General features: G+C 69.7%; 22 protein-coding genes. 15 read left to right on the top strand and 7 right to left on the bottom strand.

What is annotated here, in order from left to right:
* Nucleotides 1-166: 166 nt before the first annotated feature.
* Together ACWAT3_RS09980 and ACWAT3_RS09975 are read right to left on the bottom strand one after the other, a co-directional pair.
* On the bottom strand, nucleotides 167-1,282 hold the full coding sequence (locus ACWAT3_RS09980; protein ID WP_460798053.1) for a lactonase family protein: 1,116 nt from the start codon (nucleotides 1,280-1,282) through the stop codon (nucleotides 167-169).
* Nucleotides 1,282-2,568: an adenylosuccinate synthase gene (locus ACWAT3_RS09975; protein WP_460798052.1), complete on the bottom strand. Its 1,287-nt coding sequence runs from the start codon at nucleotides 2,566-2,568 to the stop codon at nucleotides 1,282-1,284. Before ACWAT3_RS09975 ends, ACWAT3_RS09980 begins: the two co-directional genes overlap by 1 nt.
* Before the next feature lie 359 nt (nucleotides 2,569-2,927).
* Between ACWAT3_RS09975 and ACWAT3_RS09970 the strand changes: the two genes are divergently transcribed.
* Nucleotides 2,928-3,623 carry a Pr6Pr family membrane protein gene (locus tag ACWAT3_RS09970; RefSeq protein WP_460798050.1) on the top strand — a complete coding sequence of 232 codons (696 nt, stop codon included), beginning with the start codon at nucleotides 2,928-2,930 and terminating at the stop codon, nucleotides 3,621-3,623.
* Between the two features lie 6 nt (nucleotides 3,624-3,629).
* Here the strand turns inward: ACWAT3_RS09970 and ACWAT3_RS09965 are convergent, their stop codons facing one another.
* Together ACWAT3_RS09965 and ACWAT3_RS09960 are read right to left on the bottom strand one after the other, a co-directional pair.
* Complete coding sequence (locus tag ACWAT3_RS09965; protein WP_460798048.1) at nucleotides 3,630-4,286, bottom strand: response regulator transcription factor; 657 nt, start codon at nucleotides 4,284-4,286, stop codon at nucleotides 3,630-3,632.
* A gap of 1 nt (nucleotide 4,287) precedes the next feature.
* Nucleotides 4,288-5,787, bottom strand: a complete 1,500-nt coding sequence (locus ACWAT3_RS09960; protein WP_460798047.1) for a sensor histidine kinase — start codon at nucleotides 5,785-5,787, stop codon at nucleotides 4,288-4,290.
* A gap of 145 nt (nucleotides 5,788-5,932) precedes the next feature.
* Between ACWAT3_RS09960 and ACWAT3_RS09955 the strand changes: the two genes are divergently transcribed.
* From ACWAT3_RS09955 to ACWAT3_RS09920, 8 genes are all read left to right on the top strand, one after another.
* Entirely contained in the window at nucleotides 5,933-6,520 is a 588-nt protein-coding gene (locus ACWAT3_RS09955) for a hypothetical protein (RefSeq protein ID WP_460798046.1), read from the top strand.
* A gap of 224 nt (nucleotides 6,521-6,744) precedes the next feature.
* Nucleotides 6,745-7,809: an AAA family ATPase gene (locus ACWAT3_RS09950; protein ID WP_460798044.1), complete on the top strand. Its 1,065-nt coding sequence runs from the start codon at nucleotides 6,745-6,747 to the stop codon at nucleotides 7,807-7,809.
* Between the two features lie 3 nt (nucleotides 7,810-7,812).
* Nucleotides 7,813-8,700, top strand: a complete 888-nt coding sequence (locus ACWAT3_RS09945; RefSeq protein ID WP_460798042.1) for a DUF58 domain-containing protein — start codon at nucleotides 7,813-7,815, stop codon at nucleotides 8,698-8,700.
* Nucleotides 8,687-9,178 (top strand): hypothetical protein, encoded by a 492-nt coding sequence (locus ACWAT3_RS09940; protein ID WP_460798040.1) that lies wholly within the window; start codon nucleotides 8,687-8,689, stop codon nucleotides 9,176-9,178. Before ACWAT3_RS09945 ends, ACWAT3_RS09940 begins: the two co-directional genes overlap by 14 nt.
* Nucleotides 9,169-10,155: a VWA domain-containing protein gene (locus ACWAT3_RS09935; protein ID WP_460798038.1), complete on the top strand. Its 987-nt coding sequence runs from the start codon at nucleotides 9,169-9,171 to the stop codon at nucleotides 10,153-10,155. The genes ACWAT3_RS09940 and ACWAT3_RS09935 overlap by 10 nt, the downstream gene beginning before the upstream one ends.
* Nucleotides 10,137-11,144 carry a vWA domain-containing protein gene (locus ACWAT3_RS09930; protein WP_460798036.1) on the top strand — a complete coding sequence of 336 codons (1,008 nt, stop codon included), beginning with the start codon at nucleotides 10,137-10,139 and terminating at the stop codon, nucleotides 11,142-11,144. The genes ACWAT3_RS09935 and ACWAT3_RS09930 overlap by 19 nt, the downstream gene beginning before the upstream one ends.
* A complete protein-coding gene (locus tag ACWAT3_RS09925; RefSeq protein ID WP_460798035.1) occupies nucleotides 11,141-11,917 on the top strand; it encodes a hypothetical protein in 777 nt (258 codons plus the stop codon). Before ACWAT3_RS09930 ends, ACWAT3_RS09925 begins: the two co-directional genes overlap by 4 nt.
* Nucleotides 11,911-13,005 (top strand): hypothetical protein, encoded by a 1,095-nt coding sequence (locus tag ACWAT3_RS09920; RefSeq protein WP_460798033.1) that lies wholly within the window; start codon nucleotides 11,911-11,913, stop codon nucleotides 13,003-13,005. The genes ACWAT3_RS09925 and ACWAT3_RS09920 overlap by 7 nt, the downstream gene beginning before the upstream one ends.
* 3 nt (nucleotides 13,006-13,008) lie before the next feature.
* On the opposite strand, the gene ACWAT3_RS09915 is transcribed toward ACWAT3_RS09920, so the two are convergent.
* A complete protein-coding gene (locus ACWAT3_RS09915; RefSeq protein WP_460798032.1) occupies nucleotides 13,009-13,713 on the bottom strand; it encodes a ZIP family metal transporter in 705 nt (234 codons plus the stop codon).
* Between the two features lie 126 nt (nucleotides 13,714-13,839).
* Here ACWAT3_RS09915 and argG point away from each other — a divergent pair, with 126 nt between their 5' ends.
* The 5 genes from argG to ACWAT3_RS09890 all read left to right on the top strand — a co-directional run bounded on the left by argG (nucleotide 13,840) and on the right by ACWAT3_RS09890 (nucleotide 21,547).
* Nucleotides 13,840-15,288 carry an argininosuccinate synthase gene (gene argG, locus ACWAT3_RS09910; protein ID WP_460798030.1) on the top strand — a complete coding sequence of 483 codons (1,449 nt, stop codon included), beginning with the start codon at nucleotides 13,840-13,842 and terminating at the stop codon, nucleotides 15,286-15,288.
* A gap of 123 nt (nucleotides 15,289-15,411) precedes the next feature.
* A complete protein-coding gene (locus ACWAT3_RS09905) occupies nucleotides 15,412-16,032 on the top strand; it encodes a TetR/AcrR family transcriptional regulator (RefSeq protein ID WP_460798028.1) in 621 nt (206 codons plus the stop codon).
* Nucleotides 16,029-16,913, top strand: coding sequence for a hypothetical protein (locus ACWAT3_RS09900; RefSeq protein WP_460798027.1), 885 nt, complete (start codon nucleotides 16,029-16,031; stop codon nucleotides 16,911-16,913). Before ACWAT3_RS09905 ends, ACWAT3_RS09900 begins: the two co-directional genes overlap by 4 nt.
* A complete protein-coding gene (locus ACWAT3_RS09895; protein WP_460798025.1) occupies nucleotides 16,910-18,763 on the top strand; it encodes a YhgE/Pip family protein in 1,854 nt (617 codons plus the stop codon). Before ACWAT3_RS09900 ends, ACWAT3_RS09895 begins: the two co-directional genes overlap by 4 nt.
* Before the next feature lie 126 nt (nucleotides 18,764-18,889).
* Entirely contained in the window at nucleotides 18,890-21,547 is a 2,658-nt protein-coding gene (locus tag ACWAT3_RS09890) for a penicillin acylase family protein (RefSeq protein WP_460798023.1), read from the top strand.
* A 59-nt stretch (nucleotides 21,548-21,606) separates the two neighbouring features.
* Here ACWAT3_RS09890 and ACWAT3_RS09885 read toward each other — a convergent pair whose 3' ends face one another.
* Complete coding sequence (locus ACWAT3_RS09885) at nucleotides 21,607-23,373, bottom strand: heparinase II/III domain-containing protein (protein ID WP_460798022.1); 1,767 nt, start codon at nucleotides 23,371-23,373, stop codon at nucleotides 21,607-21,609.
* Nucleotides 23,374-23,508: 135 nt separating this feature from the next.
* On the opposite strand from ACWAT3_RS09885, the gene ACWAT3_RS09880 reads away from it, so the two are divergent.
* Complete coding sequence (locus ACWAT3_RS09880; protein ID WP_460798020.1) at nucleotides 23,509-24,267, top strand: alpha/beta fold hydrolase; 759 nt, start codon at nucleotides 23,509-23,511, stop codon at nucleotides 24,265-24,267.
* Between the two features lie 30 nt (nucleotides 24,268-24,297).
* Here the strand turns inward: ACWAT3_RS09880 and ACWAT3_RS09875 are convergent, their stop codons facing one another.
* Nucleotides 24,298-25,122, bottom strand: a complete 825-nt coding sequence (locus ACWAT3_RS09875) for a DUF2510 domain-containing protein (protein WP_460798018.1) — start codon at nucleotides 25,120-25,122, stop codon at nucleotides 24,298-24,300.
* Nucleotides 25,123-25,134: the final 12 nt, after the last annotated feature.

Raw genomic sequence — 25,134 nt, 5'->3', positions numbered from 1 at the left:
GAGCACCGGAACGCGTACGAGACGCACCGTAGACGCACTCAGCCGCCCAAGCCGCCCAAGCCGCCCAAGCCGAGCCCAGCCCAGCCCAGCCCAGCCCAGCCCAGCCCAGCCCAGCCATGCCAGCCATGCCAGCCATGCGGCGTCGCCTCCGGCGACCAGAACGCGGTCAGCGCACCGGCAGAATGTGCGTCGGCGACGGAACCTGGGCAGTGTGCCGCACGCCGAGCGGCACCCCGGTGCGCTCATCGAGATCCAGCAGCGCGACCGTGTCGGACCGCTGCCCGGCGACGACCAGCTTGCCCTCGAACACGAGGTGATGACGCGGCCAATCGACACCGGCATCCGCCAACGCGATCGACTCCAGCCGATCTCCCGACCCATGCACGCGCAGCGCGGCGATCGTGTTGCTGCCCCGCAGCGCGGTGTAGAGCACGTGACCGTCCCGGCTGCGAGCGAGCTCAGCCGGAAAATCCGTCCCCACCTCGGCGACGGGGCTCGCGAGCGTCGCGGACACGACGGCCCACGTGCCATCCGGCCCGGCCGCCAGCGTGAAGACCTCGCACGAGTACTCGGTCACGACGTGCAGATGACCGCTCGGGTGAACGACCATGTGCCGCGGACCCGTCCCCCGCGGCAGCACCACCTCGTGATCGAGCGCCAGCCCGGACGCCGTGGGGCGCCAGAACCGCACCAGATCGAATCCGAGATCCGTCGTCGCCACGCGCCCATCAGGCAGAACCGCCGCCGCATGCGCGTGCGAGACCCGCGGCTCTGTGCCGACCGGCGTCTCATACGGATCGGATGCCGCAGCCCCCGCGCCCGTGCGAGCAGCCCCACCATCCCCCTCGCCGCGCTCATCGCCGAACAGCGCCGCACGCAGCGCCGCCGCCTTGTCGACCGCATCCGGAACCGGACGCCCCTCGGCATCGAGCCCGATGCGCACCACCCGACCATCCCCGTAGCAGGAGGCGATCAGATACGCACCAGACGGAGCGACCGCGAGGTGGCACACGAACTGCCCGACCGGAACACGATCCCCCAGCGGCGCGAGCGCCGCATCGCCGGTGCGCACGAAGGCCTGTACCGCGGCATCCCCTTCGAGCGCCGCATAGACGACGTCGAGACGCGGATGCCGAGCCAGCCACGACGGCGACGGCGCCGCCGCGACAGCACCTCGATACGAGAGCGCCGTCGCGGCCTGCGCATCTCCGGCGAGCAGACCGATGCCATCGGCCGAACCGTCCATGCCCGCGCCGTAGCCGCCGAGCCAGAACCGCGTCATCAGTCGAGCAGATCGTGCCGCACGATGATCTCATCGCGCGCAGGCCCGACGCCGATCACCGAGAGGCGGGTGCCGCTCATCTTCTCGAGCGCGAGCACGTAGTCTTGCGCGTTCTGCGGCAGGTCCTCGAACGTTCGCGCTTGCGAGATATCCTCGGTCCAACCGGGAAAGTACTCCAGAATCGGCTTGGCGTGGTGGAAATCGGTCTGGTTCACCGGCACATCGTCGAAGCGCACCCCGTCGACGTCGTACGCGACGCACACCGGGATCTGCTCGAGCCCTGTGAGGATGTCGAGCTTCGTGAGCACGAGGTCGGTGATGCCGTTGATGCGCGTCGCGTACCGCGTGATGGGCGCGTCGTACCAGCCGACGCGTCGCGGACGACCTGTGGTCGTGCCGAACTCGAAGCCCTGCTTGCGCAACCACTCGCCCTGCTCGTCGAACAGCTCAGTCGGAAACGGACCGGAGCCCACGCGCGTCGTGTACGCCTTGACGATGCCGACGATGCGGTCGAGCGCGCCGGGCCCCACACCGGAGCCCGTCGACGCGCCACCCGCCGTGGCGGACGACGACGTGACGAACGGGTACGTGCCGTGGTCGACGTCGAGCATCGTGGCCTGGCCGCCCTCGAACACGACGACCTCGCCGCGACCGAGCGCCTGGTCGATGAGGTGACCGGTGTCTGCGACCATGGGACGCAGCCGCTCGGCGTAGGAGAGCAGATCGTCGACGATCTCGTCGGCGGTGATCGCACGGCGGTTGAAGATCTTCACCAGCAGGTGGTTCTTCTGATCCAGAGCGCCTTCGACCTTCTGGCGCAGGATGTTCTCGTCGAACAGATCCTGCACGCGGATGCCGACCCGATTGATCTTGTCGGCGTACGCCGGACCGATGCCGCGGCCGGTCGTACCGATCTGACGCTTGCCGAGGAAGCGCTCGGTGACCTTGTCGAGCGTGCGGTGGTACTGCGTGATGATGTGCGCGTTCGCACTGACGCGCAGTCGCGAGACGTCGATGCCGCGAGCCGACAGCGCCTCGAGCTCGTGGAAGAGCACCTCGAGGTCGATCACGACGCCGTTGCCGATGACCGGGTTCACGCCGGGAGAGAGGATGCCGGAGGGCAGAAGGTGCAGCGCGTACTTCTCATTGCCGACGACGACCGTGTGCCCTGCGTTGTTGCCGCCGTTGAACTTCACGACCCAGTCGGTGCGCTCACCGAGCAGGTCGGTCGCCTTCCCCTTGCCCTCATCGCCCCACTGGACGCCGACGATAACGATTCCTGGCATGGGTGAACCCCCTTGCTTTCGCCGGGTTTGCACCGGCCGATGAGCTGGCCCGCTTCGGGCGGCTCCATCCTATCGAAGGGGGACGGACAGCCCGTTTTCCGCAGGTCAGCGCTCGGAGATGACCCGTCGCGCGCTCCCGAGCTCTGCCAGCCGCCCCGCCGCCATCTGACGCTTGATCTCGAGCGACGACCGTCAGGATCTCGGATGCCACGGTCACGGCCGGCGAGGTAGACCTCGCCCGCGCGATTTTCCAGCTCGGGGATGAAGGAGTCGCTGTAACAGCTCTAGCGACATACCGCCGCGACCGATTCCGTACGCATCCGAGGCGGCGCCCGCTACGCTGACGCGCGGAGGCGCATATGAACTGGTGGGCATACGTCCGGCTCGCGGGAGCGGTGCTCGGCGCGGCCGCTCTCACCAGGCAGGCCTGGCTCGTCATCGCCAACGCCCTCGCCTCCGAGACCGAGTGGGGCTCGCACCTGCCCACCGTGGTGACGAACTTCTTCAGCTATTTCACGATCCTCTCCAACCTCCTCGCGGCGGTCGCGCTCGCGATCGGGGCGATCTGGATGCTGTGGAACCGGCGAACCTCCGATGCCGAACCGGCGTGGCTCGCGACGCTCCTCGTCTGCACGAGCACGTACATGATCGTCACGGGCATCGTCTACAACATCCTGCTGCGCAACATCCCGCTCGCCGGCCTGTCGGATGTGTGGACCAACGAGACCCTGCACGTCGTGATCCCGCTGGTGATGCTGCTCGACGTGCTGTTCGCCCCTCGGCGGCGCGGCCTGCCCTGGTCGGCGCTGTGGATCGTCGCCGCGTTCCCGCTCGCGTGGGCCGTCTACACGCTCGTGCGGGCCGAGTTCATCACCGCGCCGCTCACCGGCGTCTCGTGGTGGTATCCGTATCCGTTCCTCAACCCGCATGAGGTCCCGGAGGGGTACATCGGCGTGGCCGGATATGTCGTCGGCATCGCCGTGGTCATCGTCGCCGTCGGCGCGTTCGTCGTCTGGATCGGCCGTCGCCGCGGCATCCGATCCGAGGCGTCCTGACGAGCCTCACGGCATCCGGTAGCCCATGCCGCGGACCGTCTCGATGCGCTCGGCCCCCAGCTTGCCGCGCAGATGGCCGATGTAGACGTCGACGACGTTGGAACCCGGATCAAAGTCGTATCCCCAGATCCGGCTGAGGAGCACTTCGCGGCTGAGCACCTGGCCTGGGTGGCGGACGAACTCCTCGGCGAGGGCGAACTCCCGAGCGGTGAGGTCGATGTCGCTGCCGTCGATCCTGGCGCGCCGGGCGGACAGGTCGATCACGAGGTCGCCGTGCGTCAGCTCGTTGGTGGTCGGCGTCCGCGTCTGCCGCATGCGCAGCCGGACGCGCGCCAGCAGCTCTTCGAAGCGGAACGGCTTCGCGATGTAGTCGTCCGCCCCGCCCTCCAATCCGGCCACGGTGTCGCGCAGTTCGATGCGCACGGTGAGCATGATGATCGGCAGCTGAGAACCGGAGCCCCTGAGCTGCTCGAGCACCTCGAAGCCGGTCATCTCCGGCATGTTGACATCGAGCACGAGCAGGTCGAACTCGTCCGTGAGCGCGAGCTCGAGCGCCTGACGGCCGTTGTTCGCGACGCGCGTGGCGAAGCCGGCCGCACGCAGCCCCTTCTCGAGGAATCCGGCGATGCGCGGTTCGTCGTCCGCGATCAGGATCGAGGGCATCTCACTCGTCTCCTGTCGATCGCGCCTGCGGATCCAGCGTATCGGCGTCGCCCGCACCGGATGCCGGCGGCGGCGAGATCGGGATGCTCAGCGTGAAGAGCGCTCCGCCGCCGTCCGCGTCCGCGACCAGCGCCTCGCCGCCGTGCTGCTCGGCGATGAGCTGGACGATGCTGAGCCCGAGGCCGCTGCCGTCCGGGCCGCGGCCGCCCTCCTGAAGACGCTGGAACCGCTCGAAGATGCGCTGCTTGTCGTCATCGGGGACGCCGCGACCGTGGTCGCGGACCTGGAGCAGCAGGGTGCCGCCGACGAGCTCGGAGGAGAGCTCGACCGCACCCCCGCCGTGCGTGGCCGCGTTCTGGATGAGCTGCAGCATGGCCTGTGTGATGCGGGCCGCGTCGATCTGGGCATCCGCTTCCGCGACGTCGCCGAGCGTGACATCCGCATCGTCGATCATCGTCGCCTTCTGCGCGATCGTGCGCAGCAGGGCGCCCGCGGGGACGCGCGCCCGTCGAAGGCCCTCGTCATCGAGCAGGACCGCGACGTCGACGAGGTCGCCGACGAGCCGTCCCATGCGCTCGATCTCGTCCACTGCGAGCCGCCGCGTGTGCTCGACGTCGATGGGATCTCGCACATCCATCACGTCGAGGTAGCCGTGCACGATCGTCAGCGGCGTCTTCAGCTCGTGGCCGACGTCGCCGAGCAGTCGGCGCTGCGCGCCCATCGCCTCGTCGATGCGGTCGAGCATGCCGTTCATCGTGCGGGCGAGACCCGAGACGTCGTCGCGGCCGCGCAGCGGGAGGCGCTCGTCGAGCGACAGCGCCGAGACGCGCTCGGCCATCTCGCGCATCTCGCGCAGCGGACGCAGCAGCCGCGTGGAGACGAACCAGGCGACCGCCGCGATCACCGCGACCGCAGCGATCGCCGTGATCAGGTAGGCGCGGGCCGACAGTTCGAGCCCCCCGAACTCCAGGTCGAGGTCGTAGACCATCACGAACACGGCTGTGGCATCGGGATCGGACGAGACCTCGATCGGAGCGGCGAGGTACGACCAGTCCTTCCCGTTCTCGCGATATGCGCCGGCGACGACATCGCGTCCGGCGGTCTCGTCGACGACGCGCGCGACGAAGTCCGCGTCCGCACTGGGGTCGACAGCGCGCCCCACGCCAGGGACGAGCGCGACCTCACCGTCGACCAGGCCCATCGATCCGCTCGTCTCCCCCGGCACGAGCACGCGCATGACGCTCGCGAGCGCATCGGTCGCATCGGCCCATCCGCCGGCCGGCGGGGTGCCGACGATCAGGCGCGTGGATTCCAGATCCGCGCGGAGCTGGTCCTGCACGCTCTCGGTGATGCGATGGCGCTCGACCGCGTAGACCGCCAGGCCGACCGCCAGCATCCCGAGCGCGGCGACGAGGGTGATGACGATCGTCAGCCGTGCGCGCACCGAGAACCCGGCGGCGTCGAAGCGCGCGTCGGGAGCGATCGACTCGCGCACGGACATGGGAACCATTGTCGATGATGCGGATGCCGGAGCATATCCCTCCGGATCTAAAAGAGCTTTCATGTTCCTTTACCCCGGCTGTTAGGTGCGTCCTGCATCCTGGTATTCGAGACGCAGCGCTTCAGCGCGGCCTGGGGAGGAAACGATGAACAGGAAGACCCTGGTGACGACTGCCGTCGCCGGTGCGCTCGGCCTGGCTGTCGTGACTGCACCAGCCGTGGCATCCGCGTTCGGCACGTCGAGCACGGATTCGACCAGCGTGGTGATCCCCGGAGGCGTCGTGACCGACGTCGTCGCAGCCGACGAACCAGCGCTCGAGCGGAGCACAGCGCTCCGCACTCCCGCGCAGACGCCCGTGGCCACCGCCGTGCCGGTGCCTCCGCCGGCCCCGCAGGTTCCGGAGGAGGACGATTCCGACGGATACGAGGCGTACACCGAACCGACACCGGTCGCCCCGCCCGTGACGACGCCGGACGACGACGATCAGTCGGATCGCGATCACGGCGACAACGGCCCGACGCGCGTCAACCCCGAGCCGCACAGCCCGTCCGACGGCGACGAGGACGGCGAAGACGGCTGGCGCGGCGGCGATGACGACGATCGTCGCGACGACGATCGCGGCGACGACCGCCGTGACCGTGGCGACGACCGCCGTGACCGCGGTGACGACCGCCATGACCATCGCCACGGCGATGATGACGACCGTCGCGATGACGACGGCTGGAGCCGCTGACCCAGCGCTCCCCCCAGACTCGGCGGCCGACGTTCCCCCCCTCCCCCATGCGCGAATCCCCCGTTCGCGTGAACGTCGGCCGCCGGACTCCTTCCCTACCCGCGGGTTACGCTGTTTCCCGGGGGACGGCATCGACGTGTCTCCCGGGTGCGAGCGAGGAGACCGAGATGAACCAGCCCTACCCCGCGTCGAACGGCGGCCCGGCGGTCCCGCCTCCTCCGCCGATGCCCCCTTCGACAGGCTCAGGGAGCTCACTGGGGAGCTCAGGGAGTTCGGGCGCGAACTCTGGGAAATCGGGGAAGCCGCAGACCACGGATGCCGAACTCGCGCACGCGACCGAGGTCCTGCGGGTCATCTCCGACGCGTACTCCGCGAAGATGGTCGGCCAGGAGCGGTTGCGCCTGAGCCTGCTGATCTCGCTCATCGCGGGCGGGCACATCCTGCTCGAGAGCGTCCCCGGCCTCGCGAAGACCACGGCGGCCAGCACGCTCGCCGACACGGTCCGCGCGCAGTTCAAGCGCATCCAGTGCACCCCTGATCTGCTTCCCAGCGACATCACCGGCAACCAGATCTACGACGCCGCGACCGGATCCTTCCGCACCGTGCTCGGCCCCGTGCACGCGAACTTCGTGCTGCTCGACGAGATCAACCGCTCCAGCGCCAAGACGCAGTCGGCCATGCTCGAGGCGATGCAGGAGCACCAGACCACGATCGGCGGCGAGGTGCACCACCTCCCTCGGCCATTCCTCGTCATCGCGACGCAGAACCCCATCGAGCAGGAGGGCACGTACGAGCTCCCCGAGGCGCAGATGGACCGCTTCCTCCTCAAGGAGATCGTCGAGTACCCGAGCCCCGCCGAGGAGTTCGAGATCCTCAACCGCATCGACTCCGGCGTGCTCGACCCCGACCGTCATGTCGGCAGCGCGGTCTCGCTCGCCGACATCGAGCAGCTGCAGGACATCGCGAGCCGCGTGTACGTGGACGCGTCGATCCGCAACTACATCGTCCAGCTCGCGTACGTCACGCGGAACCCCGGCCCGTACATCGGCGAGGAGCGCGCCCGCCTCATCAAGTACGGCGCGAGCCCCCGAGCCTCGATCGCGTTCCTGCAGGCCTCCAGAGCCCTCGCCCTGCTCATGGGACGCACGCACGTCGTTCCCGAGGACATCCGCACGCTCCGCCATCTCGTCCTGCGCCACCGCGTGCTGCTGACGTTCGAAGCGGATGCCGAGGGCGTGCGCAGCGAGGACATCATCGACCAGATCTTCGCCGCGGTGCCGACCCCGTAGCGCATGACCAGCCTGATCACGCGGGTGAGGGCGAAGCTCTTCATCCACTCGTCGCAGAAGTCGATGCACGCGCTCGACGGCGCGTATGCGTCGCTCATGCGCGGACGCAGCCACGACTTCGAGGATCTGCGCGCCTACGAGTACGGCGATCAGGTGCGCGACATCGACTGGCGCGCCACCGCGAAGCAGGGCACGCCGCTGGTCAAGCGCCACAGGGCGCTGCGGATGCACACCGTGATGTTCGTCGTCGACACCGGACGAGGCATGACCGCGCTCGCGCACGACGAGCGGCCGAAGAAGGAACTCGCGATCCTCGCGACCGGAGCACTCGGCATCCTGTCGCTGCGTCACGGCGACGACTTCACGGTCGTGCACGGCGACGCGTCCGGCATCCGTCGGATGGCACCGGCGCGCAGCGAAGGGGCCCTCGAGCACGCGCTCCGGCGCATCGACCACGCCGTCGACGTCAGCTCGGCGCCCAGCGACAGGGACGGCCTGCTGAGCTACGTCGCCAGGACCGTCTCGCGGCGCATGATCCTCGTCGTCATCACGGATGAGGCGCCGGTGACCGACGAGACCGAACGGCTGCTGCGCCGATTGCGCGTGCAGCACGACGTGCTGTGGATCGCGCTGCGCGACGCCGATCCGGTGCTCGATCACACCACAGGACGCGTGCGCGCCGATGTGTACAGCCGCTGGCAGGTGCCGGACTTCGTCCAGGGCGACGAGGCGATCGTGCGCGAGCTGACGGCGAGCGCCGCCGCGGATGCCGCCCGCCGCGACCAGCTCCTCGACCGGCTCGAGATCAGCCGCGTCGACCTGAACACGCAGGACGACGCCGTCACCGACCTCCTGCGCATGCTGAACCGGAGGGCCAATGTCCGGTTCTGACGAGCTCTACCCTCCCGCCCAGTACGGCTGGGGTTGGATGCTGCTCGCCCTCGGCATCCTGGGCCTGCTGATCCTGGCGGCCTGGCTCGTCGTCGCCCTCACCCGGCCGCGGCGCCGCCTGGAGATCCCCGGCGCTGCCCCGCTCGGGCCGACGCGGACCGAGGAGGTGCTCGCGGTGCTGCGCACCGAGTACCTGCAGCAGATCGATCGGATCGAGGCGTCGTACGCGAGCGGCGAGTTCGACGCCAAGCGCACCAATCTCGAGCTCAGCCGCACGGTGCGCGCGTTCGTCAACGAGTACAGCGGCGTCGAGGCCCCCGTGCTCGCACTCGACGATCTCATCGCCCTCGGCGTCCACCCGGCTCTCATCGATGCCCTGCACCGGCACTACTACCCGAGCGTGTTCCGCCGCGGCCCGGCGATCGACCCGGCCGCGGGCCTCGCCGCCGCGCGAACGGTGGTGACGGCATGGAACTAGCGAACCTCTGGATGCTCATCGGCGCCCTCGTCGCCGCGCTGGCGGGCGTCGTCATCGGGCTCCTGGTCGGCTTCCGCCGTCGCCGAGCGGATGCCGCGGCCGACGCCGCTCCGATCGCCCGCGCCGAGCGACTGCGCACTCTGCCGTCGTTCCGACAGGCCGTGCGGCGGCGCGCCATGGCGCTCGCCGGCCTCCTCGCGCTCGCCTCGGTGACGGTGCTGCTGGCCGGCGTCGTCGCGGCCAGGCCCATGTCGTCGCAGACCATCCAGCCCGTCAACACCAGCCGCGACATCATGCTGTGCCTTGACGTCTCCGGTTCCATGAGCGACGTCGACGTCGAGGTGCTGACGGTCTTCGAGGAGCTGCTCGACGATTTCGAGGGCGAGCGCATCGGGCTGACGATCTTCAACAGCTCGGCCGTGCAGATCTTTCCGCTGACGGACGACTACGACTTCGTCCGCGAGCATCTGCAGCGCATCCGCGAGAGCTTCGACTATGCCCAGGACGTGCCGGAGCACTGGGTCGGCACGCTCAACGGCCCAGGCGCCTCGCTCATCGGCGATGGGCTCACCTCCTGCGCGATGGGCTTCGACCACGAGGGAGATGAACGCAGCCGGTCGATCATCCTCGCCACGGACAACGAGGTCAACGGCGCGTCGATCGTCACCCTCGACGAGGCGGCGGCGTACGCGGCATCCCAGCAGATCCGCGTGTTCGCGCTCAACCCGGTCGAGGGCAAGGACGCCGGACCCAGCGCCGAGCTGATCGCCGCCGCCGAGGCCACCGGCGGCGCGGCCTTCGGGTTGCGCGAGACCACCACGGTCGACGACGTTGTCACGCAGGTGCAGGAGCAGGAGGCGACCGAGCTCCAGGGGCAGGCGCAGGTCGTGTGGAGCGATCAGCCGAACCTCTGGATCGTGCTGCTCGTGCTCCCCGTGCTCGGCCTCATCGTGGTGCTGTGGAGGGTGCGACTGTGATCTTCCAGCCCGTTCTGAACCCGTGGCTGATCGCCCTGATCTGCCTCCCGCTCGCGGCGGTCGCCGTGCTCTGCCTGGTCAAGGCGCCGGGTCTGCGGGCCCGGCTGCTCTGGGTCGGGCGACTCCTCCTCGTCCTGGCGTGCTGCGCCCTGCTGCTGCGCCCCGGCATCCCGGGCGGGACGAGCCAGACCCTCGCGACCGACACCGACATCGTGCTGGTCGTCGACACGACCGCGAGCATCGTGGCCGAGGACTGGGACGGCGACGAGCCGCGCCTGAACGGCGTCCGCGCCGACGTGCAGTCGATCATCGATGAGTACCCCGGCGCCCGCTTCGCCCTGGTCACGTTCGACGCGACAGCCGATCTGCGGATGCCGTTGACCACCGACACCACGGCTCTCGCGTCCGCCATGGAGGTGCTGCGCCCGGAGGTCACGTCGCAGTCGCAGGGGTCGTCGATCGGCGTCGCCAACACCCTGGTGGCCGACACGCTGCAGAACGCGGCATCCGCGTCGCCGGATCGCGCGCGCATGGTGTTCTACTTCGGCGACGGCGAGCAGACCGCGTCCACCGAACCCGAATCGTTCGCGGCGAGCGCCGAGTTCACCGACGGCGGTTCCGTGCTCGGATACGGCAGCGGCGAGGGCGGCCCCATGCGGGACACGTCCCTCGGCGACTCCGGCGGCTCGTACATCCAGTACCAGGGTGCCGACGCACTGTCGGTGATCGACGAGGGCAATCTGCAGACGATCGCGGACGACCTCGGCATCCCGTACCAGCACCGGACAGCGGATGCCGCGATCGACCTGCCGGAGGCACCCACGACGACCACGAACTACGCCGATTCCGGCGAGGTGGGCAACGTCATCGAGCTGTACTGGATCGCCGCGGCCGTGATGGTGCTCCTGCTCGCGGTCGAGCTCGCCGTCGCGACAGCACGCGTGGCGCGTCTGCGCGGCCTGTCCGTGCGCCAGGGAGGTGACCGGTGACCGCTCCAGCTCCCACGCCCGCTCCCTCGACGGCGGATGCCGCCGCCGCGCTGCTGGCCGCGAACCGGCGGCGCCGCAGCATCCGGAAGTGGATCGCGATCGGAACCCTCCCGCTCACGATCGCCGCGCTGCTGTTCACCGGCAAGCTGCTCAGCATGTACGCGTTCGCGCACCAGTCGATCACCTCGTACGTCGTCGGCGACTACGAGGGGACGATCCGCGCAGGGCAGGGACAGGAGTTCCTGAACTGGTTCGAGCCGTACAAGGCGCCGTTCAACGTCGGAGTCGGGCTCGCCGGTTCGCTGCAACTCCCCGAAGCGCGCGCGAAGTTCGAGGAGGCGCTACCCCTCGCGCACGGCCTCGAGGTCTGCGGCGTGCGCGTCAACCTCGCGCTCGTGATCGAGCAGATGGGCGACGCGGCGCGCGACGAGGGCGACGGCGCCGGCGCGGCCGAGCTGTACGCCGAGGCGCTCACGGTCACGCTGGAGACGCCTCCGGAGTGCGGCGACCCAGAGGCCGACGAGCAGTCCTCCGACCCGGAGCGCAGCATGGGCGACACACTCGTCGAGACCGAGGAGCGGCTCAAGCAGAAGCAGCAGGAGCAGCAGCAGGACAGCGGCGAGGGCGAGGAGCCGCAGGAGCAGCCGGAGCAGGAAGGCCCCAGCGACGATCAGCTCGGAGACATCGAGGACCGCCTGAACCAGGGCCGCGAGGAGCGCCAGGAGAACGAGGACGGCGACGGTTCGGGCTCGGGGACGGACAGGCCATGGTAGATCCGGATCAGCAGCGCGCCCGGTACGTCACGAACTCCGACGGCGCCCCACCGCTGCCGCCACCGGGCGGTTACCGCGGCGCGCGCCGGACGCCCGACCCGGCCGCTGTCGCCGCCCAGACCGCGGTGGCGACGCTGGAAGCCCCGAAGCAGCCGGCGAACGCGATCGGCTGGATCGCGCTGATCGCCGGCATCCTATTCGCCGTCATCCTGCTCGGTACGTTCCTCGCCGGCGGCACGGACACGATCTACGGCGTCACGATGCTCGCGCTGCAGCTGCTCATCGTCGGCCTCGCCGTCTGGGCCCTCGTGACCAGGCGCGGGCGGACACTGGGTGCGGTCGCGCTGTCGATCGCGCTGCTGTTCAACACCGCGACGGTCGGCGCGATGGGAGCCGTGCAGACCTCGGCATCCGGAAGCTACGAAGGTGCCAAGACCGAGGAGCAGAAGCACGAGGAGGCCTACCCTGGCGTCAAGGGCACGTCGAACGCGGACGTGCTGGCTCAGCCGTCGCTCGAAGAGGTGCGGGAATCGTCCGAGGCGGCCCTCGCCGACATCAAGGAGCGACTGAGCGCGGAGTTCGGCTACACCTGGAGCCCGGCGGGCGACGAGGATCTGCGCCCGGAGCGCAACGGCTACGGCGGCGAATCCATGCTCGTGCAGTACACCTCGCAGAAGTGGGGAACGAACGAGCCGATCCAGGACTACGACCGCAAGCTCGAGGTCATGAGCGTGATCGACGAGGTGCTGACCGAGCACGAGATGTGGGGGATCATCTCGCTGAACGACGCCACATCCGGGCTCGACGACGCCATGCGCGAGAAGCTGTACGGCTCCGCCGACCCGCGCACCCAGGACACCTGGGAGTGGTACAGCGACGACTATCCCGGACCTCGACGGTTCTATGCGACGATCTCAGACACCTCGCACGACGAGACGGGCGAGTTCACGGCATCCCGCGAGGCGCAGGCGGCCCGCACGGGCGAGCCGGTCGAAGGGCTGCAGATCCTGTTCCTCGCGCCCGAGCTGCTGAGCGAGGCCGATCGGGCCGAGTTCGAGCAGAAGCTCGAAGAGTACCCGGGGTACTGACGGTCAGCTCGCGAGCGAGAGCCCCGCGGCGACCGCGAAGCCCAGCACCGTGGCCAGCCCCGTGAGGTCCTTCGCCTTGGACTGGGCATCCGGCACCATCGAGTCCACGAGCATGACGAGCAGGGCGCCGGCCGCGAAGCCGCTGGCGGCCGCACGGAACTCTGCCGTCACCGCATCCGCCAGAGCGAAGCCGGCGACCGTCGCCAGCGCGCACACCACCGCGACACCGGCCCACAGGCCGAGCACGCGGGTGCGCTTCATCCCGCTCTCGAGGAGGTCGGATGCCGAGCCGATCGATTCCGGAAGATTCGACACGAGGATCGCGATGACGAGCGCGACGCTCACACCCTCGCCGGACGCGAGTCCGATGCCGAGCACGAGCTGCTCGGGGATGCCGTCGAGCAGCGCCCCGACCGCGAGCGGGGCGCCCTGCGATCCAGCCGATGCGGTCGCCCGCTTCTCGACGATGCGGTTCGCGACGTAGTAGCAGGCCGCACCGACCGCGACGCCGATCGCGAGCGGAAGCGGACCCGCGAGGTCGAGCCCCTCCTCCCAGAGCTCGAACGCGATCGACGCCATCAGGGCGCCGGCGCCGAATCCGAGGACGATGCCCAGCCACTTCGGCGGCCACTTCCGCAGCGTCGCCAGCACGGCGCCGACCAGAAGCGGCGCCGCCGCCACCGCGCCCCACAGGATCGCCTCGCCCATGTCGCACCTCCCAGAGTTCACTCTGGTGCGAAAAGCCGGATGGGTCGAGTGCGGCTCGGCGTGTCCGGCACGAGGGATCGTCATGCCCGATCGGGCGACACGCCGCACGCCGATAGACTGGGACCCATGTCCAAGGTCCTTCAGTCCCTCCCCGTCGGCGAGCGCGTCGGCATCGCCTTCTCCGGAGGACTCGACACCTCCGTCGCCGTCGCGTGGATGCGCGACAAGGGCGCCGTCCCCTACACCTACACGGGCGACCTCGGCCAGTACGACGAGGACGATATCGAGTCGATCCCCGGCCGCGCGCTCGAGTACGGCGCCGAGAAGTCGCGCCTGATCGACTGCAAGACCGCGCTGGTCGAAGAGGGCTTCGTCGCCCTCGCGTGCGGCGCGTTCCACATCCGCTCCGGCGGCAAAACGTACTTCAACACGACGCCGCTCGGCCGCGCCGTCACTGGCACACTGCTCGTGCGCGCCATGAAGGAGGACGGCGTCGACATCTGGGGCGACGGCTCCACCTACAAGGGCAACGACATCGAGCGGTTCTACCGTTACGGCCTGCTCGCGAACCCGCGTCTGCGCATCTACAAGCCCTGGCTGGATGCCGACTTCGTCACCGAGCTCGGCGGACGCAAGGAGATGAGCGACTGGCTCGTCGCCCATGACTTCCCCTACCGCGACTCCGCCGAGAAGGCGTACTCGACGGACGCCAACATCTGGGGTGCCACGCACGAAGCCAAGACCCTCGAGCACCTCGACGTGTCGCTCGAGACCGTGGACCCGATCATGGGCGTGAAGTTCTGGGATCCGTCCGTCGCGATCGAGACCGAGGACGTCACCGTGACGTTCGAGGGCGGCCGTCCCGTCGCGATCAACGGCGTCGAGTACTCCGACCCTGTGGCGCTCGTCGACGAGGCTAACAGGATCGGCGGACGCCACGGCCTCGGCATGAGCGACCAGATCGAGAACCGCATCATCGAGGCCAAGTCGCGCGGCATCTACGAGGCCCCGGCGATGGCTCTGCTGTTCATCACGTACGAGCGCCTGGTCAACGGCATCCTGAACGAGGACACCCTGGCGACATACCACGAGCAGGGTCGACGCCTCGGCCGTCTCATGTACGAGGGACGCTGGCTCGAGCCGCAGTCGCTCATGCTGCGCGAGTCGATCCAGCGCTGGGTCGGATCCACGATCTCGGGCTCGGTCACGGTGCGTCTGCGCCGCGGCGACGACTGGACGATCATCGACACGGTCTCGCCGAACCTGTCCTACGGTCCCGAGAAGCTCTCGATGGAGCGCGTCGGCGATGCGGCCTTCGGTCCGGTCGACCGCATCGGGCAGCTCACGATGCGCAACCTCGACATCGCGGACTCGCGTGCGCGCCTCGAGCAGTACGCGGGCCTGGGCCTCGTCGGCGGTGCCACGGGCGAGCTCGTCGGTCGTGTGACGGCCGGCGAGGCGAACGAGATCACGGATTCGGTCGCGGGCACCACACTCGCCCAGACCGAAGAGGCCCTGGCGGATGCGGTGGATGCGGCATCCGAGGGCGCAGCCTTCGACTCCGGCACCGACTGATCCGGATCCTCCGGGTACACCTGTACGGACGGAGTCGGCCCGGCAGCCGAGGGCACGGCTCGGATGCTGTGAGTCCACCGGGCTATCTTGCACACTAATGTGCAGGTTAAGTATCCTGGAGGCATGACCTCCCGTGCACCCCGCCGCGACGCCGTCGAGAACCGCGCCGGCATCCTGGACGCGGCGCGCTACACACTGGCGAACGACCCCTACGCCTCCGTCGATGTCATCGCCCGCAGCGCCGGCCTCTCGCGTCGCACGCTCTACGGCCACTTCGACGACCGTGACGCGCTCATCCGCGAGCTCATCGCGAACGGCGCGCAGCGCTTCAACGCCATCGCCGCCTCGATCGACGACCCCGACGCGCGAGTCGCCCTCGCCCGCCTCGCCGGACGTCTGTGGCAGGAGGCCGCGCACGTGCAGGTCGCGGCCGCGCTCGCACTCGACGAAGCCCATGTCGCCGATACCGCCGAAGCGCTCGCGCCGCTGCGTCGCAGCGTCGCCGCCCTGGTGCGCCGCGGGCAGGAGGACGGCAGTTTCCGCACGGATCTCGCGGCCCCCACCGTTGCCCGTCTCATCGAAGAGGTGGCCCGCACGGTCGTCTCGCGCACGGATGCCGCCAGCACCGAAGCCTCGAACATCGCGATCCGGTCGGTGCTGAGCATCGCCGGACTGTCCTGGCGGGAAGCCGACGAACTGCTCACCGCGCATGCGGAGATCATCCGGACGGAGGTCGCGGAATGAGAGTCGCACTGCACGAGGTGAGCAAGGGCCGGGCGCTGCCGACCACGAGCCTGGAGTTCCACAGCGGCGCCGTCCGCTACGCCCTCGCCGAGACCGAGCAGCGGCCCACCGTGCTCGGCCTGATCGCGAGCGGGCGGATGAAGCCGGCAACCGGCCGCGTCACGATCGACGGCGCCGAGAGCGCCAGGTCGCTGCGGCGCACGGTGGCGCTCGTGGATGCACCGGACGTCAGCGATCCGCACCCCGGCATCGCGCTCGCGGGCGTCGTGGGTGAGGAGCTCATGTTCGCCGGACACTCCGCGACCCCGCTGCACGCGCGTCGCTGGCTCGCCGGGCTCGGATACGACGACCTGGCCTCGGCGCCGATCGGCACCGTGGATCCGGCCGCGCGCGTGCGGATCCTGTGCGAACTCGCCGTGCTGCGCCAGGGCGTCGAGGCGATCGTCCTCGTCTCGCCCGACCGGCACGGGGGCAGCCCGGACGGATGGTGGCGCATCGCCGGCGAGTTCGCCGACCGCGGCATCGCGATGCTCGTGATCCTGGGCGGCTCGGCCGCGATCGCCCTGGAGCGCATCCAGGAGCTCGGAGCCGTCAACGCCTCTGGCCCGATCGAGCCGCTCCGGCTGTCGGATCCTGAGTCCGCTCTCTCGTCGAGCGAGGACGACGATGAAGACGGATCGGGACTCCCGCACGACGGAGAAGCGGAGCTCAGCGGTCATCCCGTTCCGACTCGGGCGGCTGCGCCGGCCCCGCTCGACGATCGAAGGGACGCGATCGACGCGGACTCGTTCGACGAACGAGGGGAAACGGCAGCACCGGAACCGGCCGACGGACGAGAGGTCGACGAGACCGACGATACCGACGAGGAGGGCCCGCGATGAAGGTCCCCGCCATGATCGCCGCCGAGCTGCGACGGCTGACCGCCAGCAGGATGGGCGTCATCGCCCTGATCGCCCTGATGTGCGTCCCGATCCTCTACGGCGGCCTGTACCTCTGGGCGAACCAGGATCCGTACGGCAAGTTCTCCGAGGTGCCGGTCGCACTCGTCGTCGAGGACACCGGAGCAGGCACGGCGGATGAACCGTCCCACTACGGCGCGGACGTCGCCGAGAGCCTCATCGAAGGCAACGCCTTCGACTGGCAGGAGATGACCGCCGAGGAAGCGGCACAGGCGCTGAACGACGGGGACGTCGACTTCACGGTCACGATCCCCACCGACTTCTCGGAGTCGCTCACCTCGGCATCCGGAACCGATCCGCACCAGGCGCGAATCGAACTCGAGACCAACGACGCGAACAACTACCTCGCCTCGTCGATGGGAACGCAGGCGGTCGAGAAGATCCGCAGCTCGGTGGCCGAGATGGTCGGCAGCGAGGCGGCCGAGAAGCTGCTCACCGGCCTCAGCGACGTCCGCGACGGCATGATCACCGCAACGGACGGCGCCACGCAGCTGGTCGACGGCTCGGCCTCAGCGGCATCCGGCAGCTCCGCCCTCGCCGACGGCACCGCCCAGCTCGCCGACGGCACCGCGCAGCTCGCCGCAGGGGCGGACACGCTGTCCGGCGGCGCCGCCACCCTCGCGGACGGCGCCCAGCAGGTCAGCGACGGGAACCGCCAGCTCGCCGACACCGCCGATCGCGCGGGTTCGGCCGTCCAGCAGGCGGCCGACGCGCTGCCGCAGGTGCGCACCGATCTGCAGACCGTGCTGACCGAGCAGGGCCTCGACCAGGAGCAGATCGATCAGGTGCTGAGCCGATTGGATCCGCTCGCCGAGCGCCTGCAGGACGGCAACGCCACCGTGCAGAGCGCCGTCGACAAGGTCGATCAGCTCGCCGCAGGGTCCGCGTCCGTCGCGGCCGGTGCCGCAGAACTCGCCTCCGGAGCATCGACTCTGGCGACTGGCGCCGGCACAGTCGCCGACGGCGCAGCCTCGGCGAACGACGGCGCGGCCCAGCTGCGCGATGGACTCTCCACGCTTGCGGCCGGCACGGTCGAACTGCGCGACGGCCTGCAGGACGGCGTCGATCAGATCCCGGCATCTACCCCTGAGCTGCGCACGGCGCAGGCCGACACGATCGCCGACCCGGTGGCCGTGTCCAGCGACAAGGTCGCCTCGGCAGAGGACTACGGCGCAGGACTCGCACCGTTCTTCGCCGCACTGGCCGCCTGGATCGGCATCTACGCGCTGTTCCTGATCGTGAAGCCGATCTCGCGGAGGGCTGTCACGGCCCTGCACTCGCCGATCCGCGTGACGCTGGCCGGTTGGCTCACGCCTGCCGCCCTCGGTGCGCTGCAGATGGTCGGGCTCATGGGCATCCTCTCGTTCACGCTCGGGTTCGATTTCGACAACCTGATCGGGACGCTCGGAGTGCTGGTGTTCGCCTCGGCGACGTTCGCGGCCATCATCCTCGCGCTGAACGTCTGGCTGGGGTCGGTCGGGCAGTTCCTCGGTCTCGTCCTCATGGTCATGCAGCTCGTGACCGCCGGCGGGACGTTCCCGTGGCAGACGCTGCCCGCACCGCTGGCCGCGCTGCACCACGTCCTGCCGCTCGGCTACGTCGTCGATGCCATGCGTCAGCTGATGTACGGCGGCAATCTCGCCCGCGCGGGCTGGGATCTCGCCGTGCTCGCGCTCTGGCTCGTCGCGGCCCTGCTGCTCGCGATGATCGGCGTGACGAGGATGACCCACCGCCGCACCCTGCGCGACCTGCAGCCGAGCCTGATCGGCTGACGTTCGTCGATCGTCCGTGAGAGGGCTCCCGCCGGGTTAGGATGCCGAGGTGCACGTGACCCGACACGCGCACGCCGATCCGGTGAGACCGGGTCTCACCGCTCTACCCCGAAGGAACCTCTGACGATGACGACAGACGAGCCCACGTCCGCGGCGCCGCGCCGCTCGGTCGGGCGCCGGATCGGCGCCATCCTGCTCATCGTGGTCGCGGCCATCGTCGTGATCGCCGTCGCTGCGGGCTTCTTCGTCGCCTGGACGATCAGTCGCTCGCTCCCGCAGACCGCGGGGACGGTCGAGCTGGACGGTCTCGACGCGCAGGTGAGCGTGCAGCGCGATGGGTCGGGCATCCCGACCATCACGGCCGACAGCTCGAGCGACCTGTTCTACGCACAGGGTTTCGTGCACGCGCAGGACCGCTTCTTCGAGATGGACTTCCGTCGTCACGTGACCAGCGGGCGGGTCGCCGAGATGTTCGGCGAGTCCCAGGTCGCGACCGACATGTTCCTGCGCACCCTCGGCTGGCGCGAGGTCGCCGAGGAGGAGGTCGCAGCGATGGATGAGACCACGCTCGGCTACTACCAGGCGTACGCGGACGGCGTGAACGCGTATCTCACGTCGCGCAGCGGCGCCGATCTCAGCCTGGAGTACGCCGTGCTCGGCATCCAGAATCCGGAGTACGAGGTAGAGCCGTGGGAGCCGGCCGACTCGGTGGCCTGGCTGAAGGCCATGGCCTGGGACCTCCGCACCAACATCGAGGACGAGACGGAGCGCGCGCTCCTCGCCTCCCAGCTGGGCGCCGACGGGTCGGACGCGCAGGCCACGCAGGCGACGCTCGAGAAGCTGTACCCGGCGTACCCGTTCGAGCAGAACCCGGTGATCGTCCCCAAGATCTCCACGGTGCCGGCGCTCGGAACCGAGACGGATGCGGAGCCCGCCGCTTACACGGCTCCGACCGATGACGAGGCGGATGCGCAGGCCGCGCTCACCACCGTCGACTGGCAGCAGGCCGACTCGGTGATCGAAGCCGCGAGTCTGCTCGTCGGCGACGTCGGCGAGAGCGTCGGATCGAACTCGTGGGTCGTGTCCGGCTCGCTGACGGAGACCGGGATGCCGCTGCTCTCGAACGATCCGCACCTCGGCGCCTCGCTGCCGAGCGTCTGGTACCAGGTGCAGCTGAAGTGCTCCGAGGTCACCGAGGAGTGCCCGTTCGATGTGGGCGGATTCTCGTTCTCCGGGCTCCCCGGCATCGTGATCGGGCACAATGCGCAGGTCGCATGGGGATTCACGAATCTCACCACCGACGTCACCGATCTGTACGTCGAGCGCGTGGACGGCGACTCGTACTGGCGCGACGGGCAGCTTGTTCCGCTCGAGATCCGCGAGGAGACGATCAAGGTCGCCGGCGCCGCCGACGTGCCGCTGACGATCCGCGAGACCGTGCACGGACCGATCATCTCGGGGCTGACCGATGACTTCACCGGCGTCGCCGACGATCCGGTCGTCGGCACCGGCGGTGCCGTGCTGCCGCTGGCCGGGGCGCCGGAGGTGCCGGCCGGCGAGTACGCCGTGAGCCTGCGCTGGACGGCGCTGGATGCCGGAACCGCCGCGACCGCGATCTTCGCGCTCTCCACCGCGCAGAACTTCGACGAGTTCCGCTACGCGGCGTCGCTCTTCGATGTCCCGGCGCAGAACCTCATCTACGCCGACACCGAGGGCAACATCGGCTACCAGACACCAGGGCGCCTGCCCACGCGCGGCGCCGGCGACGGCTGGCTGCCGCAGCCGGGATGGGACAGCGCGTACGACTGGACCGGGTACATCCCGTTCGAGGAGCTTCCGGTGGCGTACAACCCGGCATCCGGGTACATCGTCACCGCGAACAACGCGATCGTCACGGATGACTACGACTACTTCCTCACCCGGGACTGGGACGACGGGTACCGCGCCGCGCGCATCGCGCACCTGATCGAGCGCCGTGCGGCGGCCGCACCGCTGACCGCGCGGGACATGCGCGAGATCCAGATGGACAACGAGATGTGGATCGGCAAGCAGCTGGCCACGGTGATGGGCACGATCGAGGTCGACGGCGAGGGTCCGCAGGATGCGGTCGCGCTGCTGCGCACCTGGGATGCCCAGAACAACGCCTCGTCCGCCGGCGCCGCGTACGCGAACGTGCTGTGGTCGAACCTGTCGCAGAACATCTTCGCCCACCGGGAGTCCCCGCTGCCGCTGGGCAGCCAGAGCCGCCTGTTCACGGTGGTCGGGGCGATGCTCGACGATCCAGCCGATCCGCTGTGGGTCAACGAGGCGATCGACGTGGACGGCATGGACGCGATGCTGAAGCTGTCGGCCGAGCAGGCGTACGACGAGCTCGCCGCACTGCAGGGCGAGACGCCGGCGCGCTGGAACTGGGGCACGCTGCACGCGCTGACGCTGCGCAGCGACACCCTCGGGTCGTCAGGGATCGCACCGATCGAGTGGCTGTTCAACCGCGGCTCGTACGCCGTCGGCGGCGGCGGCTCGGTCGTGAACGCCACCGGATGGGAGCTCGGCGAGTCGTACGAGACGACGACGGTGCCATCGATGCGGATGGTCGTCGACCTCGAGGACTTCGACCGGTCGAGCTGGATCCACCTCACCGGCGCCAGCGGCCACGCGTTCGACGATCACTACACGGATCAGACCGCGGACTGGGTGACCGGCGTGCAGCGCGCCTGGTCGTTCTCGACGGATGCCGTGGATGCCGCGACCGTCGACACGCTGCTGCTCGCGCCGAAGGGCTGAGCCCGCGGGTTGATCCGGACGGAACGACACGAACTGCGACCGGAAGCGCCGCGGACGGGTCAGAGCACTCGGGCCTCGATCGAGCACTCCGCATCCGCGGCCGTGCGCACGAGGTCGAGGAAGTACGCGGTGGCCGGATCCCCGTCGTGCGTGAGGAATGCGGCGTCCGAGAGCCGCGGCTCCCAGCCGTCCGACCAGGTCACGCGCACCGCGCCGCGCTCCCCGCGGATCACCGCCGCACCGCCGTCGAGCGCGATCGGGAAGAGCGAGACGAGCCGATCGACGATCTCGACGGCATCCTCGAGCGCGAACGCGTCGGAGATCGTGAGCGTCCCGTCCGCGAAGGTCAGTGCACGGCGGACCCGCCGAAGCCCCGGCAGGTCATAGGCCGGGGTCAGGTCGAGCACGAGGCGGCCGTCCTCGACGGAGATCTCCTCGACGATCGCCGCGGCATCCCGTCCGTCGTGCTGACGCGCGCCGCCGATGATCGGCACGCTGTGGCCCTGCGCGCCGGCCGAGAGGTTGTCGTACCGCGTCTCGGGCTGGAAGTACGCCGCGTCGTAGTACCCCATGCCGAGCTCGCTCAGCATGGGTTCGCCGTTCACGGCGAGCACGAACGACCCGACGTCGTTGTGGTTGTGCGGCTCGTCGTTGTGTCCGGCCTTGCCTGCGAAGCCGACGGTGCTTCCCGCGGCGTCGCCGCGGACGATCAGCCACTCGGCATCCGGATACCATGTGCCGGATGCCGAGGCATCCGGAACCTCATCGACGGCGTCTCGGGCCCAGACGAACTGCCGGATCACCGGACCCCAGTTGTGCGACCACCCGGCCGCCGCCCAGAACTCCCGCGATACAGCGGTCGATGCGTCGCGGGACTCGAGCAGACCGGCGAGCGCGGGGGCGACCATGCCGTACGGCTCGGCGTCCGAGAACGCGGCGACCGCACGGCCGCCCAGCGAGACGCTGCGCGGGTAGCGGGCGATCGCGGCGAGCTTGTCGCGGTGCGGGCCCTCCCACAGGTCGATGCCGGTGCGCTGGCGGAGCGCTTCGGCGTAGGAGAGGAAGAAGCCGAAGCCGTAGTTCCAATAGTTCAGGCCCTCGACGCAGATGCCGTCGTCGCCGTATCCGGCGAGAAGGGCATCCATCGCGGCGGTGCAGCGGTCGAGGATGCCCTCGAGCCCCTCGGTCTCGAGGTACATCGCGGCGATCCCGACGCTCGCCGCGCAGACGGACGACCAGTTGGTCTCGACGCTCTCCCAGAACCAGGTGCGCTCGCGGAACGGCGTGAGGACCCGGCGTTCGACCTCGTGCCGGATGCGCGCGGTCACGAGCGGGTGCAGGCGGTCCCCCAGGAGGGCGGCGATCTCGGTGAGCGCGAACGCCGTCTCGGCGGCGAACAGGTCGATCACCTCATCGTGCGGGACCGAGGGCTCCGGCGACGACAGCTCGGGGATGTGGGCGGGCAGCGCCCAGACGTACTCGTCGCAGATCGCCCAGATCAGGTCCTCGACGGCCGAGATCGGCACGTCGTCGCTGAGCAGCGCGCCGATCGTCGCGTCGAAGAGGCGCTTGCGGATGCCGAAGTATATGTCGCTGTGCTCGGTGCGGTCGCCATCGACGTCGAACCGGCGGTGGACGGCGAAGCCCGGCCACTCGATCGGCGTGCCCAGATCGGCGAGCGCACGATCCAGATACTCCTGCGCGCTGGCGGCGATGCGGTGGTTGCGGATCGGTTGGCGCCAGAGCTCGGGCGAACGCGCTTCCGCGAAGACCGCTGCGGCGGTTCCGCCGTCGAGGGTGGTGCGCGTCGCGGTGGGCTGGGTCATGAGGGTGCTCCGATCGTCTCGGTAAACGTATGCCGAGAACGGGGTGAACCGACGCCGACCCGGCCGATGGTCTTGATCTCGGCGACCGGCACGCCGCCGGCCGCCGGCACGCGGCAGAGCGGGTATCGTCCTGGTATGCCGTCCCGCCTGCTCGCCCCGGAGGGCACCTCCGCCGCCATCGAGGAATTCGAGCACGGCGGTGCCACGCTCATCGTCGAGACCTTCGGTGAGGGGCGCCCGTTCGTCCTGCTGCACGGGATCGGCATGGGTCGCAGCGTGTATCTGGAGCTCACCTCTCGGCTGCACGGTCAGATCATCGCCGTCGATCTGCCCGGGTTCGGCGAGGCCCCTGAACCGGTGCGGACCCTGACGATGGAGCGGCACGCCGACCTGGTCGCCGCATACCTCCGCTCCGCCGGCGTCGCCGGTTCGATCGTCATCGGACACTCGATGGGCAGCCAGATCGCCGCGGAACTGGCTGCGCGGCATCCGGACCTCGTCGCCGGCGTCGTCCTCGCCGGACCCACCGTGAACAATGCATCGCGCAACGTCGGCGCTCAGGCGCGCTACCTGCTCGTGGATCTCATCGGGGAGCGCCCGATCGTGCTCTGGCGCGGCGCCCGTGAGTACCTGCGCGGCGGCCCGCACCTCATCAGGAAGATGCGCGCGACGATCGTGCACGAACCGGAGGACGCGTACCGCCGCATCCGCTGTCCTGTGCTCGTGCTGCGCGGCGAGACCGATCCGCTGGCCCCGCTGAGCTGGTGCCGGGAGATCCTGGACTGCATCCCCGGCGCCGAACTCAAGGAGATCCCCGACCACGGCCACGGCACGCTCATCAGCGATGCGGGCCCCGCGGCTCAGCTGATCCAGGGCTTCGCGGCGCGCGTGTGAGTCCGTCCCGACGGACGCACGTCCATCGGGTCACCGCACCGGCGGCGGCCCTTCCGGAAGCAGAAGGGCATATCGTCGCGACCGCACGAGCAGCAGCAGGAACACCGCCAGCGCCGCGAGGATCAGGCCGAACGGGATGCCGAAGAACCCGAGGAATGCACCGAGCATCTCCTCTCCGGCGCCTGCCAGGCCGATGCCGAGGATGCCGATGACGAGCGCCAGGAGCGCGATCGCGGCGACCACCCACCCCGCGATCATCGAGATGAGATAGCCGCGCGGACCGAAATGACCGGGTCGTGTCCCGATCTTCGAGCCGACGTACCAGGTCCAGCGCACCCCCGTCCACCATCGGCCCGCCTGCCCTGTCACCGGGTACCAGCCGGCGCCGGGCCCCTCGACGTCACCAGGCAGCGGACGCACGACGGCGTCGGCGAACGGCGGCCCCTGCGGGGCGGGCAGCCGACGCAGAGCATTCGTGGCGATGCCGCCGATGAGCCAGACCGCCCCGGCCGCGACCATGAGGAGCGTCGTCAGCACGAAGGCGTCGTTGCCGGACACGATCCGCGTGAGCATCTGCATCCCGGCGAGGACCAGGAACACGATACCGAGGACGATGCCGGTCACCGCCGGCTCGACCGCGAAGGCATCCGGCTTCGGACGGCCATCTCGGACGCGGTACGGCGTCCACACGACGCCGTCCCACCACCGCACATCAGACGTCCCCGGAACGGGGTACCACCCCATCGGCGCCGCCGCGACGGGCGCCGCCCGCTCGTGCGCCGTCCACTGGATTCCATCCCACCACCGCTGGCGCCCTGGATTCCCGGCGTCGTACCACCCTGCAGGCGCGGACATCGGCTCTCCCCC

The organism is Microbacterium sp. GXF0217 (assembly GCF_054798195.1).
Note: the sequence above shows the minus strand (reverse complement) of the source record. Positions and strands in the feature narration are given on the sequence as shown.

Coding starts and splice junctions, on each gene's coding strand:
- ACWAT3_RS09905 (WP_460798028.1), top strand. CDS start 15,412: ATGACCTCCCGTGCACCCCGCCGCGACGCCGTCGAGAACCGCGCCGGC.
- argG (WP_460798030.1), top strand. CDS start 13,840: ATGTCCAAGGTCCTTCAGTCCCTCCCCGTCGGCGAGCGCGTCGGCATC.
- ACWAT3_RS09940 (WP_460798040.1), top strand. CDS start 8,687: ATGTCCGGTTCTGACGAGCTCTACCCTCCCGCCCAGTACGGCTGGGGT.
- ACWAT3_RS09965 (WP_460798048.1), bottom strand. CDS start 4,286: ATGCCCTCGATCCTGATCGCGGACGACGAACCGCGCATCGCCGGATTC.
- ACWAT3_RS09900 (WP_460798027.1), top strand. CDS start 16,029: ATGAGAGTCGCACTGCACGAGGTGAGCAAGGGCCGGGCGCTGCCGACC.
- ACWAT3_RS09920 (WP_460798033.1), top strand. CDS start 11,911: ATGGTAGATCCGGATCAGCAGCGCGCCCGGTACGTCACGAACTCCGAC.
- ACWAT3_RS09880 (WP_460798020.1), top strand. CDS start 23,509: ATGCCGTCCCGCCTGCTCGCCCCGGAGGGCACCTCCGCCGCCATCGAG.
- ACWAT3_RS09895 (WP_460798025.1), top strand. CDS start 16,910: ATGAAGGTCCCCGCCATGATCGCCGCCGAGCTGCGACGGCTGACCGCC.
- ACWAT3_RS09960 (WP_460798047.1), bottom strand. CDS start 5,787: ATGTCCGTGCGCGAGTCGATCGCTCCCGACGCGCGCTTCGACGCCGCC.
- ACWAT3_RS09945 (WP_460798042.1), top strand. CDS start 7,813: ATGACCAGCCTGATCACGCGGGTGAGGGCGAAGCTCTTCATCCACTCG.
- ACWAT3_RS09950 (WP_460798044.1), top strand. CDS start 6,745: ATGCCCCCTTCGACAGGCTCAGGGAGCTCACTGGGGAGCTCAGGGAGT.
- ACWAT3_RS09975 (WP_460798052.1), bottom strand. CDS start 2,568: ATGCCAGGAATCGTTATCGTCGGCGTCCAGTGGGGCGATGAGGGCAAG.
- ACWAT3_RS09955 (WP_460798046.1), top strand. CDS start 5,933: ATGAACAGGAAGACCCTGGTGACGACTGCCGTCGCCGGTGCGCTCGGC.
- ACWAT3_RS09935 (WP_460798038.1), top strand. CDS start 9,169: ATGGAACTAGCGAACCTCTGGATGCTCATCGGCGCCCTCGTCGCCGCG.
- ACWAT3_RS09980 (WP_460798053.1), bottom strand. CDS start 1,282: ATGACGCGGTTCTGGCTCGGCGGCTACGGCGCGGGCATGGACGGTTCG.
- ACWAT3_RS09915 (WP_460798032.1), bottom strand. CDS start 13,713: ATGGGCGAGGCGATCCTGTGGGGCGCGGTGGCGGCGGCGCCGCTTCTG.
- ACWAT3_RS09890 (WP_460798023.1), top strand. CDS start 18,890: ATGACGACAGACGAGCCCACGTCCGCGGCGCCGCGCCGCTCGGTCGGG.
- ACWAT3_RS09875 (WP_460798018.1), bottom strand. CDS start 25,122: ATGTCCGCGCCTGCAGGGTGGTACGACGCCGGGAATCCAGGGCGCCAG.
- ACWAT3_RS09885 (WP_460798022.1), bottom strand. CDS start 23,373: ATGACCCAGCCCACCGCGACGCGCACCACCCTCGACGGCGGAACCGCC.
- ACWAT3_RS09970 (WP_460798050.1), top strand. CDS start 2,928: ATGAACTGGTGGGCATACGTCCGGCTCGCGGGAGCGGTGCTCGGCGCG.